Here is a 14,981-nt window from a genome sequence, read left to right as displayed (position 1 = left end):
GGATTATCACCAACCTAGCGGTCGAATTTTTGTTTGTTTACGTATGTACAAATATAGTATTTTAATGTTGTGCAGGTTGTGTGGACATTAATAATTAATACTTCAATCTGAGCGTTTACTAGTACATATTTGACTAGAGTTAAAGACGGAGCGGTGCTCGGATGACAGATGACAGCATTGGAGTATCTACACCGGTAGAAGCCAGTGCAGCATTAGCTTCGGACAAGGGTCCGACATGGTCATCCAGCGAAGTCATATGTATGTTTATGTCCCATGGCAACTGTCGAAGCAACATCTGTTAACCTTGGATAGCGCAAAATAAATTCCCTCATAGTTCTCCACATTCATCCAATCATTTCTTTTCAGGCTAACATCCAATGTATACGAGAGATACGAGAGCACGGTCTACAGCCGCTGTTGTGCTTCGGTAACAGCAAAAAATGTGGATAGGGATGTGGAAGGATTGAGCGTAAAACAGCCGATGCGTAAATTGAAAGCCAACATTAATGTGCTGCGAAGCCTAAGGAAGAATAAGAAGAAAAGAAAAATTCGAGGATTATTAATCGATAAACGATATGCTCCTCGAATAATAAGACGTGGGAAGGAACCGGAACTAACGGGACGTATCGTTGTGCCAAGCGATTCCCAATACAACTTGGCTCGCCGGGAGTTCAACACCTACTTTAATAAATTTCCGCGAGTGATCGTATTTGCTCAGAAGACTCAGGATGTAATCAACGCCCTTCGTTGGGCTCGTTATCATAACGTACCGATCCGCATGCGCTCCGGCCGTCACAGTTACGAGGGCTTATCTGTCGTTGACGGAGGAATCGTAATTGACGTGAGCGACATGCACGAGGTAGATGTAAACCGCAAGTGTGGCATTGCCACGGTGCAGGCAGGTATTAGGGGTGGTGCCTTGAACGCAGCACTTTGGAATGAAAGGTTAGTCGTGCCCGTAGGGCTTTGCCCAACGACAGGTGTTGCTGGAGTTACGCTTGGAGGCGGTCACAGTATTCTATCTCGACCCTATGGTCTCACGCTCGACCATTTGGTGGATATAGAAATGGTTAACGCTGAAGGGCGCTTGATTCACGCTAGTGCCAATCAGAACCCTGACCTTTTTTGGGCATTGCGTGGTGGCGGTGGTGGAAACTTCGGCATCTGCACAAACTTCCGTTTCCGTACGCACCCCATTGAAACAGTTGGCTTTGCCGAAATTGGTTGGGACCTTCGTGATCTGGAAGCAGTCCTTAGGACTTGGCAGGACTATACGGTTCCAGGAGCTAACGAGCGGCTCACCGTTACCCTTGGGATTGCAAATGGACGGCAAACCTCACCGTTAAGCTCTTCTAACCAGCAACCTTCAGAAGATTTTCAAATATTGATGCAGGGGGTCTTTCTCGGATCTACTAAAGAGCTACGACAATTACTCCAGCCATTACTTCGTTCGGGGTCACCACGGAAGGTAGTTATCGAGGAGATACCTTGGATTGAATCTGTTGGACTAGTAGCGAAGACTACGCCAACCACTCCTTTTCCCTTTAAAAGTGTTGGACCTTACGTCTATCATCGGCTACCCGAGGCTGCGATTGCGACAATACGGCGTTACATTGAATCACCGCCTACTTCTGGGGTCACCATTTTCTTTCACGGCTTAGGCGGTGCGGTAGCTAAGGTGCCGAATCGCGCTACAGCTTACTACTATCGCCGGGCTTTGTATAATATGAGTCCGACTGCAACATGGAACACACAAGCAGAGTCGAGACGGGGAATCCGTTGGGTAGAGAACTTCCGCTTGGCGATGCTCCCTTATACTCGCGGTGTCTACGTCAATACACCAGACCTTCAAATTAAAAACTGGCAGCAGGCTTACTACGGTAGTAATTTTGCTAGACTGACACGAGTAAAGGTGCAGTATGACCCTAAGAACATCTTCCATTTTCCACAGAGCATCCCGCCAGCATGTAGGTAGTATTTGAATCTATATTTAATTTGTAGAACCTAAGCTTTATCGGTTTGGGTTCTAGCGTTATATGGCGGCTTGCCCGAACTATTTGTGTCAGTAGCGGAAGCAGCAAGCACGAAAGTTGCTCAAAAGTGAGGAAGGGATACAAGCTCTCGGTTCGTCGAATGACTGAGATAGAGAGTGTATTTGGACTATTGAAGAGTAGCCGGAACTCCCGGTAATTCCCGCTTCGCGGCTTGCTAAAAGTGAGCCTGGGGGTTCGGTGGCTTTGGGATTCATCTTACCATCCATGACATGCATAAAGTGGGTCAAATGTATCTTAGTATATGAAGACTAAGATACGGATTGAAATTGCATCGACTTTTGACGTGTTCAGAGATGATACTCTCGATGCGTGCTTTCTCAGCCTTGTGTGAAATATCCTTTTTCGCTTGGAATTCAGCCAGTCATCGATACCATATCGAAGACTGGCTGCTTAAACTTGCACATTTTTTTGAACCCTATCTCACAAATAGGCGTCAGTCCCGAATGGGATGAGGGTGTGTTTTTCGTTTTATTTATTTAAATTCTTAATAGCGTAATCGGCTTCTTCCTTTGTGAATTTTTCACCGTGTTGAGAAGTAAGTTGGTCTTTTATTGCTTTTGGTGACATATTCATTGATTCCTGATAACTTTTCGCTTTCATTAATGCGTTCTCTTTATAATCGGCTTTCAGAGTATCAATTGCGTACTGTGCTTCTTCCTTTGTAAATTTTTCACCGTGTTCAGAAGTCAGTTGGCCATATATCGCCTTTTTCGACATATACATAGTATTTGAATAGGACTCGGCTTTTTTTAAAGCGTTCTCTTTCCAGTCAAATTTAAGATTATCCATTGCATACTTGGCAGATTCTTTGGAAAATTTCTCTCCAAATTCTGAAGTTAATTGTTTGGAAATGGAGTTTTTAGACATATGCATGGTCTCTGCGTATGTTTCAGCTTTTTTTAAAGCGGATTTATATTCTTGAGGAACGTTATCCTCTACTTTCGTATCTTCTTTTTTCGGTTCCTCTTTTTTCTCCCCCGGACTATCTGTTACTGGTTCAGTAACGGCCGCATTGCTCTCTTTTTTGTTTGCGTCCGTTTTGTCACCATCTTTGCCATAGACAGCAGCCACAATAATAATCGCAAGCACCCATACCCACCATTTTTTATAAAACGGTTTCTTCTGTGTTTGTTGTTTCTCCATTTTCCAGATCCCCTTTGTATAATTTTCTATAAAATTATACCATATATCAAACTATTTATCACCCATTAATTGGTATTATAAAGATCTTGATTACGCATCACGCTCCGACGAATTGTGAGTTTACACAGCCATGTTTCACTTCCACCATGTCTTCCAGCATAGATTCCTGTACTGTAAAAATAAAGAGGCAGCTATCGTTTTTATGGAAATATATGTTCTGTATTTATATATGTAGAGCTGGATTTTGTTATTTGAGGGAAAGAGGAATGTCGGAATGAACACATATTGCAAAGGAATTTTTAATTAAATGGATATGGCTATCAACTCGATAGTCAAACTAATGAGAACGCTGAGTGACGAAGACCTGAGCATCAAACTGACTGTGGAGAAAATGTCGATCGGCGAGCTGCTTGCGCATATATCGGTGCTTTGCCAAACGGGACACCTTATTGTATTCCCCGCTATGTCTCTTTATCGGGCTATGTTTGATTATTGTAACCGTTAGTTGATGGGGCGATTTCGCAGGTGACATCAAAACTGTAACTACATCTGTAGAAGCACATGTGGCGTAGTCTTGCCTGTATCGTATACAATAGGAATATTGTATAAAAGGTAGTGGAGGTATTAGATGAATACTAGATATCGAATTACGAGAAATGCTGACGGTAATCACCCTGAGCAAAATATATCTATTGATGAATATAAAAGCTACTTTGGAACTCAGCCGGATTTTGAATATGCACAACAGTATTCTTTTCGATCGGCTGAAACGACCATGACCATTCCAGGCGATTTTTTTCTTTGGCATGTAGGAGAGGCGACAATTCCATTCCGATATTTTGAGGGAGATCTTTATGTAGCCGTATCGCATGAGATTATTTTTCAGAAGATGTTAGAAATAGTAGAGCATTTTGATGCGCAATATATAGAAGGCTAATGGCAGCTACGATTTAAAGGAAAGAAAGCTAAGGTAACGAATAATTGTGGATTTGCAGAGCTACGGCTCGGCTCCACCATGTAAATCTACAACTGCATGAGGTTGTAGATTTTTCTTTTTCTACACCACTACTGTTTTACCCATATGATCGGACCTTGTTATATCCAGTTAACAAAAAAGATCGAAAACCATTCAATTTTGTGAAAAATATCACAAATAATTCTGGATTTTTATATTAGAATTAAAATGTAACTAGAAGTAGTAAGGAGTGATACTCATGCTGAACACCCACAGAGACGAACAACTAACGAAGTATCTTCTTCATTTTTGTTATACTTGCGATCAGGGGCACGAATGCACGACCGAAGAAATGACGGTCGCTTGTATGAAAGAGAAACTGGCTGAAGCTGAATGTAAGACACCGCAAGAAGAGACGCGTGAATTGCTGCAATGGTACGAGCAAATATAGGTATTATGAAAAAGTATGCTCTCTTACAAGGATATAATGCCAAAAGCACCCGAAGAGGCAACTGTTTTCCAAGGTGCCTCTAGGGTGACCTCAAAACTGCGCCTATTCGGAAAGGAGTTCGACTCCCTCGCTCCACCATCATTAAGCCGACCGCATGAGGTTGGCTTTTTGCATTCTCATCTGGTGAATTTCAATCAACTTTAGCACCGTGCGAGAGTGCAAACAAAACAGATTGCTCCCTATCCATTCGAACACCCTTCAGAGAAAATGTTTTGAAATCGACACCATCCATTTTAGCGCCACGAATGTCAGCTCCCTGTAATTTCGCTTTTGATAATAACGCTCTAGTAAAATCACAGTTCCTCAGATCCGCTTTTTCTAAATTAGCTTCAGAGAGATCCGCCTCGAAAAAACGACCCCCGCGAAAATCCTGTCTTATAAATCTAGTATGTCTCAGATTTGTGTAAGACCAGTCCCCTTTAAGAATGGTGATCCCATCCATATTTGAGCTTGAAAAGTCCGACCCCGTCATTTTGCAATTTTCAAATTTTGAAACAAAGAGATTGGCTTGGCTGAAGTTACAGTTCTCAAAAGCGGATTCCGTATGAATAGAGCCATTTAGTGATGCTCCTTGGAATTTGCATTCAATGAATCTACAGCTTTTCGTTGTTATTTCCTCTAATGCCCCGTTAGAAAAAATGCAGCGTGTGAAGGTACAACTAATCAATTCGCCATACCTTAAATCTTGGCTACTAAAATTAACCCCTTCATAGTGCTGACTGCTATATTGAAACATAATAAAGCCTCCTAGTATCGATTATCGAATAATCATTCCCATAAGTCCCACAAAGGTTGAAGCCTGATGACTAGATATCATACATCCATCTAAATCCTCAATTTCTACACTTAGTTCATCAAAGGTACAATCGCTAAGATCGACTCCCTTTAACTTGGATCCGACCATATAAGCTTGATCAATATTACAACGAGTGAAAGATATTTTTTGGGAAATAGAGGAACAATAGTCGGCGCTTATTAATGAACAATCTTCAAAACTCACCTGTTTAAATGTAGCGAAGCGAAAATTCGAAAAGTCACCTAAGCAGTCCGAAAAACGGACATTTTGAAATCGACTTTGAGAGAAGTTTGTACCAATGAGCTTACAATTTCTAAATTCAATACGATGCATGAATGAACTTGGAAAATTAACATTTGAAAAATCGCACTTCTCGAAAACAATATCGGTAAGTTCAATTTGTTCCAACGAGGACTCCGTAATGGTTACATTTCTAAACATCATTTTATCCATGGAAACCCTGACTGCATCTTGATATTCAATGGTTATATTTTCAATAACTCCATTACTAATCTCGTCTCTTGGTTCTAATGAGTGAATAGATATTGTTTCGAGTAACTCAACTGGAATTTTAGGCTGCTCAATCTTAAATTTCATATTATCCTCCATCTTTCATCAGTTGATAAATCAGCTATTGTAGATGCCTTATTCATTTTATTAGTCTGTTAATTGAACAAGAAAGAACATATGTAATAAGCATACATGTGTAGATTAAAAAGGGAAGAACCAATAATCCTCAAATGGGTAAGATGATGCTCTTTTGTGGCTCATTGTTTGTATCATATTAATTGCTTCCGTGGTTATAATACTGGGTGAAACATGTATTCATCAACGTAAAGTAGATTGCATTGTGCAATCCTTCTGAAAATAAGGTTTTATCGGAGGAAATATGAAACTGGGCGCATTCTCAGTAAGTTTAAGTGTAAAAGACATTTTTAAATCAAGATTATTTTACGAAAATCTAGGATTTCAAGCCTTTGGAGGAGATATTACTCAAAATTGGCTCATTATGAAGAACGAAGATTGTATAATTGGCCTATTCCAAGGAATGTTTGAAGAGAACATTCTGACCTTTAATCCAGGATGGAATGAAAATGCTGAAAATCTCGATTCGTTTATGGATATCCGAGATATTCAAAAACAGCTTAAAGCAAAAGGAATTAAAATACTGTCTGAAGCAGATGAAACAAGTGAAGGACCTGCAAGTTTTATAATTGAAGATCCTGATGGTAATTCCATTCTTTTGGATCAACACAGATAAGTTGAATACCTTCAATGTGAATTGCTTCAGGAAATCCAAAAGTATATCCAAGGTGAATTTATATACATCCCACAACAAGATGGATCACGTAAACATTGGGGTGAAAAGTCGGGTCAAAGAGAACAATTGGCCCGCAGAAACAAGGACATTCGCGAGAAGTTCAAATTAGGCATGTCCATTGATCGACCTACGAAGAAATTTCATCTATCACATGATACGATTAAGAAAATATGTATTCGAATAAATGTTAAGGCTCGGCAGTTATCTCATACTGCCGAGCCTTATTGTGTATAGAACGCATATAATGATGTTCACTATATATACAGACTATTTGCAGTTCAATGAGGTCGGCTTTTTTCATTTTCCCCTTTGAACTCATCATGAGTGTTCCCCATGTACATATTCAAACGATGATCGTAGAAAGATATCTGATAAGAAGTAAAACGGAGTTAATATTTTGTTAATAGTTCATTTACAAGGATTCAATAGTCTTCCTGTATGATAATAATCAATAAGATTTGTTCCTAATGTTCATGTAGGAAAAGGAGAATGAGAATGAATATGAAACTTAGCAAAAAAAAATAACTGTACTCGCGTTGGCGGTTGGAGCATGTATATATGGAGTTACCGCTTTTGCCGATTCGACGATTGGCTCTGGCTACGACCGGTTCAAAGGTTCCTTATTACACACGACAGCACAGTTGGAAAAGGATTTGGACAATTACACGATTAAAGCGGTAATGACGTTGAAAGAGAACGACAAAACGCTGTATCAGTCCACCACGACGAGCAAGAATGATATTGTAAAGCAGGCAGTAGAAGAGTTCGAGACGGTTCAAGATTCGAATGGCGAGGTAGTATATTACCACATGTATAGAGACAAAGAACATATGATGAGCAAAAGCAGTTTGAAGAAAGAATATTCGGTAGCGGAAACCGATAAGAACGTTACTCACGGCGAAAAGTTTAACTTCACAAGCACGGTTGAAAGCCGAGATGCTGCGAAAATTGTAAGTGTCGTTGATAGTGTCGTCGGCCATATGAAGGATGACATACAAGTAGGAGAACAGTCGGACAACGGCAAGGTGTACGCTGTGAATTGGTCGGAAGGGCAGACGCCTGTTATGGTTAATCCTCTTTTTCCCGCATACAACATAAAGCAAACGATCGATTTTATGGGAGGGGCTTCTCCGGGGGTACCAGAAATAGAGAGTGACTTGTATATAAAAAAGTTTACCGGCAAAGCTGTAGAAAATAAATCAGGTTTATTGGAAGATGTGACGGGTGATGTTGTTGTATCAGGGAAAGATAAAAATGGGAAGCAACATGATCTGACGCTGAGTGTAGTCGTCAAGCTTTCTGACATTGGAGATACGAAGCTGGTGAAACCTGATGTAGTAGATGAGAATGTTAAATGGCATAATTCATACGTCTATATGAACAAAGATAATTATGTAGGGAAATACAAAAACGACATCATTGTGGATAATAAAGGTAAGATCGGTGAAAGAACGATTGAAATTACGAGTATGTCTCCCGATAAAGTAGCGGGTAGGTATTACGAGACCGTAAACTCGGGCTTTGAGGCTGATTTGCCGAGTGAGTATAATTTTAGCTTTGATTTCAATCCTAAAGAGACGGGATATTTCTTCGCTTATATTAATTCTAAGGGTAGGCAGGAATATGGACAGATTGTTCCACATGAGGGTGAAATGCTCCTTAATCTTAATATAGAGATCGCTGATAAGTCCTCATTTTTTCAAAATCCACCACCGCATTTCAACGGCCAATTTACTCGTGTAATTGAAAAATAATCGTGTAGAGGGAGGTCGCTAATGCGGCTTCCCTCCCATTTGTTGGAGGGAGCTACCATTGACGAATACGGCCATACAATTATCCCGTTTATCCAAAGCATATCCTAACAGCCGTGGAATTCACGACTTGAACCTGAACGTCGATCAAGGCGATATATTTGGATTGTTGGGGCCTTGTGGCGCAGGTAAGACGACTGCCATGAAAGTGATATCAGGACTCATCAAGCCGGATAGTGGTGATGTGAATTTCTTCGGCAGCAGTATTACAGATCACTACGTGGATGCCATCAAGCAAGTCGGTTGTATGATCGACACGACGGAGCCGTATCCTTATTTGACAGCGAATGAAAATTTGCAGTTGATCGCTAGGTTTTATCCTCATGTGGATCAGGGCAGAATTGATGAATGCTTGAAAATAACGGGCATGATTAAATATAAGCATGAAAAAGCTAAAAAGTATTCACTTGGCATGAAGCAGCGGCTTGGCATGGCAACTGCCATTTTGTCCAGACCAAAGCTGTTGATTTTAGACGAGCCTATGAACGGACTTGATTTTGAAGGGAAGCTGGAAATAGGCAGGCTAATGAAGCGTATTTCTGTAGAGGAAGGCACGACTCTTTTTATTTCGAGTCATTTGATTCACGATATGGAGCAGACTTGTACAAGAATCGGCGTCTTATACGACGGTAAGCTTGTGAATGAAGATTATACCGGGAATATTCTTTCCAATTACTCCTCACTCGAAAAATATTTTGCTAGCGAGGTGGACAGGCATGACAGGGTTTAATGCGGCATTTGTTAATGAAGCCGTCAAACTTTTGAAAAGAAAAAAAATGATCGTTGCAGCCATTTTATCGATGCTTGCCGTTCTGACTGGACAAATAGCGGTCATGTTGATCAAGAATGATCTTGGCATCAGAATTGCAGGAGGCAACGAGTTTTCGCTACTGACTCTCGCGATGGTAGCTTATACGGTGTTACCGCTGTTTGCAACTTTAGTGGCGATCGATATGTTTAATGGAGAGTTTTCGTCCGATACGATGAAACTAACGTTGTTGAGGCCTGTTACCAGATTCGGCGTATTTAGTGCGAAAGTGCTTAATTTAGCTGCATTTATTTTTTTTAACCTTATGTTCGTCATGATTGTCTCCATGCTTGCTGGGTTTCTATTTCATCCTGCATCTGCAAATTCAGTAGGAGCAGGCAAGGTCGTGTTGTCATATGTCACTACATTTTTACCTATATTTTCATTCTCCCTTCTCGCTGTACTGTTCTCCAATGTATTCCGGAATGGGATGGTCGTTCTTTGTCTGATCATGATCATGTTTATTGGATTTAACGTATTGGACATGATGTTTACATCCTACTCCAGTTTTTTTGTTACATCGATGTTCGATTGGTATAGGCTTTGGATTTCTGAATCCATATACGTGTCCAAAATCGTCCGGCAGATTCTCATCATGTTGGGCTGGAGTTTGATGCTTTTCACCGCCGGTTATGATCTGTTTTCCCGTAAAGATATTTAGTACAACGAAACAGAAAGGTAATCCTATGCAACTAACGAAACGCTTTTTTACGATGAACGTGCTCTCCGTCATACTTTCCGTTGGATTGACAGTATTGGCAGTCATTATTTTTGTTGCTGTGTATACAAAAATTTTTAGTCATGGAGTAGATAGTGACGAATTGAAGCATGCTTTTGAGGTTAGAACGGGTCTTAACGAGATTAACATGAACGCGCAGACGATGAAATTCGAACAGCTGTTGGACAACACATATAAGCAAGAACTGTCTGCTCGTGTTAGGGCTTTAGGCGCCCATGCCGTGATATTCAAAGAAGGTGAGATCGTGTACTCCGCTCAGAACGTTGACGATATCGATATAGAGAGAATTCTCGATTTATCTAGCAACATGTCTGATCAGGATACTGTCGAGCTTAATGGAAAAATTTATATATTCGCCCGGACGAATTACACGTTGGAATTTGGCGATAGTGGAGTACTGCTCTTGTTTGCGCAGGTCAAACTGAAAGCGGACTTATACATGCTGATCGGCTATTTTACAATCGGAGTGTTTGTTCTGTTCTTTTTATTGATGAACTTTTGGGTGTCATGTACGTTTTCACGCGGGATCATTTTTCCGGTTGTCCGATTGAAGGATGCCGCCGTTAAAATCAGCGAAGGCGATTTGGATGGCGAAATTGTCGAAGAGGGCGAAGGAGAAGTGCGGGAGCTGTGCAGAACGTTGGAACTTATGCGAATCAAGTTGAAGGAATCGGTTTACTTGCAGCAAAAATATGACGATGACCGGAAATTTCTCGTTTCTAGTATTTCGCATGATTTGAAGACGCCGGTCACTTCCGTTATTGGTTATATTGGAGGTATTATCGACGGGGTCGCTAAAACACCAGAGAAAACGGAAGAATATCTGGAAACAGCTCGCTCCAAGGCTATTCTTGTCAATGCGATGATTGACGATCTTCTACTTTACTCCAAGCTCGACTTGAATCATATTCCTTATCATTTTGAGAAAATCGATTTGGTAGCTTATTTCGAAGACTGCGTTGTGGATTATCAATACGAATACAATAAAGCCAATCTTTCGCTTGAGCTAGATAATCAGTTGAATCATTCTGTTCTTGTATTCATGGATCGCGAAAGGTTTAAGAGGGTGGTGCAAAACATTTTGGATAATGCCGCTGCCTACATCGATAAGCCGAAAGGAAAGGTTGCTATTGTACTAAGGGAAACGACGTCTTCTGCTATTATCGAAATTAAAGATAACGGAAAGGGCATTCCTGAGGCGAAGCTTCCTCATATATTTGACCGATTTTATCGAGCGGATAGTTCGCGGAGTCATACGAACGGCAGTGGGCTTGGGCTCGCCATCGCGAAGCAAATCGTGGAGGGGCATGAAGGGGATATTTGGGCTAGAAGCGTTGTAGATGAAGGGACCCGCATTATGATATCACTAAAAAAGATTTAGGATACTGTCCGACGATTAGATTGGTGGATTTGGCTGCCTCAGGACAAAATGAGATAAGGTAGGAAGTGTGAAATGAAAAAAGTACTAATTGTCGAGGACGACCAAAGTATTGCTAACTTACAGAGGGATTATCTGGAGCTGAGTAATTATGCGGTGACCATAGTGAACAACGGTTCGGCAGCCTTGAAAGCACTCCGGCAGGAAGAAATCGATCTGGTCATCTTGGACATTATGTTACCGGGTATGGACGGTTTCGAAGTGTTGAAAGCGATACGTGAGCATGAAGATATTCCTGTTCTTCTTGTATCCGCTAGGGAGGAAGAAATTTATAAAATTAATGGTTTCAATCTTGGGGCAGACGATTATATCACAAACCGTTCAGTTCTGGAGAACTGGTCGCCCGTGTCACAGCTCATTTGAACAAATTCGGGCGGATGAAGGAGCGATTCGGGCAGAAAGAAGGAGACAAGCTCCAGATTAGAGGTCTTGAAGTTCAAAAAGATTCCAAGCGGGTGTTTGTTAACGGGAAGGAAGTTACGCTAGCCCAAAAAGAATTCGATCTCCTTTTGTTCTTGATGCAAAATGCCAATCGGGTATTCGGTAAAGAGGAATTGTTCGAGCGCATATGGGGAATGGACGCGATGAGTGATGTTACTACCGTTACTGTACACATTTCAAGAATAAGGGAAAAGATTGAAGTGGATCCATCCAAGCCACAATATATTGGAACGGTTTGGGGATCAGGATACCGGTTTATGGTTTAATTGTTGCTGATGCATCCTGATGGTAATCCCATTCTTATGGATCAGCATAGATAAGTTGAATGCCTGCAATGAGTATGTTACTCTTTTACTATAAAAATCCAATTTATGCATTTCTGAAAGAAGGTCGATATCATGTTTATCTTGTGTTAATAAAAGATAGCGGGCTCCGCTTTACCTTATAGATTGTATATATAAGGAGCGGTGCCTCAATGAAATATGTAAAAGGTAATACTATTTTTCCAGATGAATTGCTTCAGGAAATCCAAAAGTATATTCAAGGTGGACTCGTATACATCCCACAAAAAGATGGATCACGTAAACAATGGGGTGAAAAGTCGGGTCAAAGAGAACAATTGGCTCGCCGCAATGAGGATATTCGTAAGAAGTTCAAACTAGGCATGTCCATTGAAGGACTTACGAAGAGATATCATTTATCATATGATACGATTAAGAAAATCGTCTATTCGAATAATGGATAAAGTAAAGGCTCGGCAGTTATATCTACTGTCGGGCCTTATTGTGTATATAACACCTATAATTATTTTCACTATATATGTGAGCAGGGATGTTTTTTATACTTTTTACAGAACAGCACAGTATAGAAGACAAAAAATTGTATTGGAGCGCCAACATGATACATGAACTAGATAGGAATCAATTTTATAGATGTAAAAATCTTGTGAATCGTGGTGTGAATATTGAAGAAAAGGCAATTGTAGAAGGTGCACATTCAGGTAGAATATTTGTTGATAACATCGAAAATCCAAGGTCAGGGCTAATTTGGCAAGGAAACAATGATGGGTTTATTTTTATTGGAGATTCCCAAAACAAAACGTTTAATCACGATATTAAGCGGTATATTGATGATGTCATTTCAGTTCAGGCTAAAGAGCAAGGTGTGGAATGGTTTGAATGTATTGGAAATCATCAAAGCTGGTACACAACATTCCATGAAATTTTTAGTGATAAGGCATTAAAATCGTGGGATCAAAATGTGTATATGATATCTCCAAGCTCATTTAACTCTACAGCCAAACAGCAGGATAATGAAGATGAGTTTATAGTAGAACAGGTAACAAAACAATTTTTAGAAAATAAAGAAATAAACAATATGGAATTCGTCAGGTCTAAAATAATGGAGTTCTGGGAGAGCGAAGCAACATTTTTTGAACAGGGGATTGGATTTTGTATGCTGCACAATCATGATGTTGTGAGCCTTTGCATTTCGGGTTACCGTTATAAGGACATTCATGGAATTGATATTGAAACGATTGAATCTTATCAAGGAAGAAAGCTTGCACAAAGAGTTGTATATTATTTTGTTGATTATTGTTTTGCTAATGGTTGCACTCCCTATTGGGATTGTATGGAAGTGAATTACCCTTCTAATGCTGTTGCGAAAAATATAGGGTTTACGAAGGAGTTTGGCTACAAGGGGTTTGAATATAAGTTGTAGTCCTCGAATCGATCCAGTTTCATTTAGGCCGATTCCTCCGTTACAGCTTTGTTTACAATGGCTCTATCTTGTTAAGGAACGTAATTTAAAAAAATTCAGGCGACCACTCCCCAATGAAATGCAGGGAAGCAACCGCCGCTTAATGACACTCGTTGTATTGTCAATTTGACATGGGGTATGATGGCATATTCGTTAGTAGCTTTATATACCTATATGAGTTTGATAACTGTAACGGATGGTGCTGCTATGGTTGTTGCCGTCGCGAAGAAGTTCCGTAGAGTCAGAATGTTTGGCGCTGCCCCCGTGTTGAACACAGCACTGCCGGTAATTGTAGGTTGGATAGGATTGTTTGTTCCGGTATTCGCAACGGATTGAAGCGTTCCTGGTATTTGTACGCCGTTCAGGAACAAGGCGAAAGCTCGAAGCTCGCCAGCCGCTAACGTGTTTGCATTAGCGTTCCAAGTCGCGTAGTAAGTTTGGTTCGGATCAAGAAGGATATCCGTGGAGCCTGCAACGTGTGATATTGCTGTTCCGTTAATCGTCCCGTTAACAGTAAACGGCACACTGGCATTACCTGCTACGGCTACGTTAACCGGATTTAATACAGTGGCATTGTTCGCCGTTACTAACGGACCTGTTACTCCGGTTGCACCTGTCGAACCCGTCGCTCCTGTAGCTCCCGCCGGCCCTGCTGCCCCCGCTGGTCCTGTAGCTCCCGTTGCTCCTACTGCGCCAGCAGTTCCTGTCGGACCCGTAGGGCCTGCTGGACCCGTTGCTCCTGTAGGGCCTGGAGGACCACCAGATGGACCCGTTGGCCCCGGAGGACCCGTGGGACCAATCGAGATTGGTGTGTTCAAAATACTGCTTAGCTTACTGTCCAATAAATATTCCTTCTTCGTCAATTCACGTATCGTATTTCGTACACTCTCATTCATCGTGAGCAAGTCACTAAATGTAGCTGGAGGTGAAGTCACCCCAGGCAATGTACCAAGCACATACTGAAGCTTCTCTCCTTCAGCGTTTAAGATGTGACTTAAACCAAGCTCCTCCAATGCAATCGATGACAAGAGCAACGTGATTGCATCATCGCGTGTCACAGAGATGATAGGCGTAATATTCGGAATATTCGATTGTGACATTAGATAACCTCCTGGTCTGCTAAGCTATTTTGTAATGATAAAGACATCGTATTAACCCGTAGGTAAACTCGCATCCGGTTTTTGCTGATAAACTTTTATTTGC

General features: G+C 41.0%; 15 protein-coding genes and 1 pseudogene. 12 read left to right on the top strand and 4 right to left on the bottom strand.

The features are described from left to right. The first annotated feature begins 463 nt into the window (after positions 1-463). On the top strand, positions 464-1,975 hold the full coding sequence (locus KIK04_RS09075; protein WP_232277942.1) for an FAD-binding oxidoreductase: 1,512 nt from the start codon (positions 464-466) through the stop codon (positions 1,973-1,975). A gap of 547 nt (positions 1,976-2,522) precedes the next feature. Here KIK04_RS09075 and KIK04_RS09070 read toward each other — a convergent pair. After that, positions 2,523-3,197, bottom strand: a complete 675-nt coding sequence (locus KIK04_RS09070; RefSeq protein ID WP_232277941.1) for an Ltp family lipoprotein — start codon at positions 3,195-3,197, stop codon at positions 2,523-2,525. Between the two features lie 628 nt (positions 3,198-3,825). On the opposite strand from KIK04_RS09070, the gene KIK04_RS09065 reads away from it, so the two are divergent. Then, positions 3,826-4,134: a hypothetical protein gene (locus tag KIK04_RS09065; protein ID WP_232277940.1), complete on the top strand. Its 309-nt coding sequence runs from the start codon at positions 3,826-3,828 to the stop codon at positions 4,132-4,134. A gap of 277 nt (positions 4,135-4,411) precedes the next feature. Beyond that, positions 4,412-4,603 carry a hypothetical protein gene (locus KIK04_RS09060; protein WP_232277939.1) on the top strand — a complete coding sequence of 64 codons (192 nt, stop codon included), beginning with the start codon at positions 4,412-4,414 and terminating at the stop codon, positions 4,601-4,603. A gap of 190 nt (positions 4,604-4,793) precedes the next feature. Here KIK04_RS09060 and KIK04_RS09055 read toward each other — a convergent pair whose 3' ends face one another. Together KIK04_RS09055 and KIK04_RS09050 are read right to left on the bottom strand one after the other, a co-directional pair. Then, positions 4,794-5,399 carry a pentapeptide repeat-containing protein gene (locus KIK04_RS09055; protein WP_232277938.1) on the bottom strand — a complete coding sequence of 202 codons (606 nt, stop codon included), beginning with the start codon at positions 5,397-5,399 and terminating at the stop codon, positions 4,794-4,796. Between the two features lie 21 nt (positions 5,400-5,420). Then, positions 5,421-6,056: a pentapeptide repeat-containing protein gene (locus tag KIK04_RS09050; protein ID WP_232277937.1), complete on the bottom strand. Its 636-nt coding sequence runs from the start codon at positions 6,054-6,056 to the stop codon at positions 5,421-5,423. 292 nt (positions 6,057-6,348) lie between these two features. Between KIK04_RS09050 and KIK04_RS09045 the strand changes: the two genes are divergently transcribed. The 9 genes and pseudogenes from KIK04_RS09045 (at position 6,349) to KIK04_RS09005 (ending at position 13,739) form a co-directional block, all read left to right on the top strand. Next, positions 6,349-6,720 (top strand): VOC family protein, encoded by a 372-nt coding sequence (locus KIK04_RS09045; protein ID WP_232277936.1) that lies wholly within the window; start codon positions 6,349-6,351, stop codon positions 6,718-6,720. A gap of 21 nt (positions 6,721-6,741) precedes the next feature. Next, positions 6,742-7,014: a CD3324 family protein gene (locus KIK04_RS09040; protein WP_232277935.1), complete on the top strand. Its 273-nt coding sequence runs from the start codon at positions 6,742-6,744 to the stop codon at positions 7,012-7,014. A gap of 302 nt (positions 7,015-7,316) precedes the next feature. After that, positions 7,317-8,534 (top strand): hypothetical protein, encoded by a 1,218-nt coding sequence (locus KIK04_RS09035; protein WP_232277934.1) that lies wholly within the window; start codon positions 7,317-7,319, stop codon positions 8,532-8,534. Positions 8,535-8,592: 58 nt separating this feature from the next. Then, positions 8,593-9,321 carry an ABC transporter ATP-binding protein gene (locus KIK04_RS09030; RefSeq protein ID WP_232277933.1) on the top strand — a complete coding sequence of 243 codons (729 nt, stop codon included), beginning with the start codon at positions 8,593-8,595 and terminating at the stop codon, positions 9,319-9,321. Beyond that, positions 9,308-10,060, top strand: coding sequence for an ABC transporter permease (locus KIK04_RS09025; RefSeq protein ID WP_232277932.1), 753 nt, complete (start codon positions 9,308-9,310; stop codon positions 10,058-10,060). Before KIK04_RS09030 ends, KIK04_RS09025 begins: the two co-directional genes overlap by 14 nt. A gap of 25 nt (positions 10,061-10,085) precedes the next feature. Further along, positions 10,086-11,519, top strand: coding sequence for a sensor histidine kinase (locus tag KIK04_RS09020; RefSeq protein WP_232277931.1), 1,434 nt, complete (start codon positions 10,086-10,088; stop codon positions 11,517-11,519). A gap of 72 nt (positions 11,520-11,591) precedes the next feature. Then, a pseudogene (locus KIK04_RS09015) lies at positions 11,592-12,283 on the top strand (response regulator transcription factor). A 209-nt stretch (positions 12,284-12,492) separates the two neighbouring features. Beyond that, entirely contained in the window at positions 12,493-12,762 is a 270-nt protein-coding gene (locus KIK04_RS09010; RefSeq protein ID WP_232277930.1) for a CD3324 family protein, read from the top strand. A gap of 152 nt (positions 12,763-12,914) precedes the next feature. Then, entirely contained in the window at positions 12,915-13,739 is an 825-nt protein-coding gene (locus tag KIK04_RS09005; protein ID WP_232277929.1) for a GNAT family N-acetyltransferase, read from the top strand. Positions 13,740-13,948: 209 nt separating this feature from the next. Here KIK04_RS09005 and KIK04_RS09000 read toward each other — a convergent pair whose 3' ends face one another. Continuing rightward, entirely contained in the window at positions 13,949-14,878 is a 930-nt protein-coding gene (locus tag KIK04_RS09000; RefSeq protein WP_232277928.1) for an alpha-helical endospore appendage domain-containing protein, read from the bottom strand. Between the last annotated feature and the right edge of the window lie 103 nt (positions 14,879-14,981).

Origin of the sequence: Paenibacillus sp. 481 (assembly GCF_021223605.1) — a bacterium.
GTDB lineage: Bacteria > Bacillota > Bacilli > Paenibacillales > Paenibacillaceae > Paenibacillus_B.
This window is presented reverse-complemented; position numbering and strand designations above follow the sequence as displayed.

Coding starts and splice junctions, on each gene's coding strand:
- KIK04_RS09070 (WP_232277941.1), bottom strand. CDS start 3,197: ATGGAGAAACAACAAACACAGAAGAAACCGTTTTATAAAAAATGGTGG.
- KIK04_RS09065 (WP_232277940.1), top strand. CDS start 3,826: ATGAATACTAGATATCGAATTACGAGAAATGCTGACGGTAATCACCCT.
- KIK04_RS09060 (WP_232277939.1), top strand. CDS start 4,412: ATGCTGAACACCCACAGAGACGAACAACTAACGAAGTATCTTCTTCAT.
- KIK04_RS09055 (WP_232277938.1), bottom strand. CDS start 5,399: ATGTTTCAATATAGCAGTCAGCACTATGAAGGGGTTAATTTTAGTAGC.
- KIK04_RS09050 (WP_232277937.1), bottom strand. CDS start 6,056: ATGAAATTTAAGATTGAGCAGCCTAAAATTCCAGTTGAGTTACTCGAA.
- KIK04_RS09045 (WP_232277936.1), top strand. CDS start 6,349: ATGAAACTGGGCGCATTCTCAGTAAGTTTAAGTGTAAAAGACATTTTT.
- KIK04_RS09025 (WP_232277932.1), top strand. CDS start 9,308: ATGACAGGGTTTAATGCGGCATTTGTTAATGAAGCCGTCAAACTTTTG.
- KIK04_RS09020 (WP_232277931.1), top strand. CDS start 10,086: ATGCAACTAACGAAACGCTTTTTTACGATGAACGTGCTCTCCGTCATA.
- KIK04_RS09010 (WP_232277930.1), top strand. CDS start 12,493: ATGAAATATGTAAAAGGTAATACTATTTTTCCAGATGAATTGCTTCAG.
- KIK04_RS09005 (WP_232277929.1), top strand. CDS start 12,915: ATGATACATGAACTAGATAGGAATCAATTTTATAGATGTAAAAATCTT.
- KIK04_RS09000 (WP_232277928.1), bottom strand. CDS start 14,878: ATGTCACAATCGAATATTCCGAATATTACGCCTATCATCTCTGTGACA.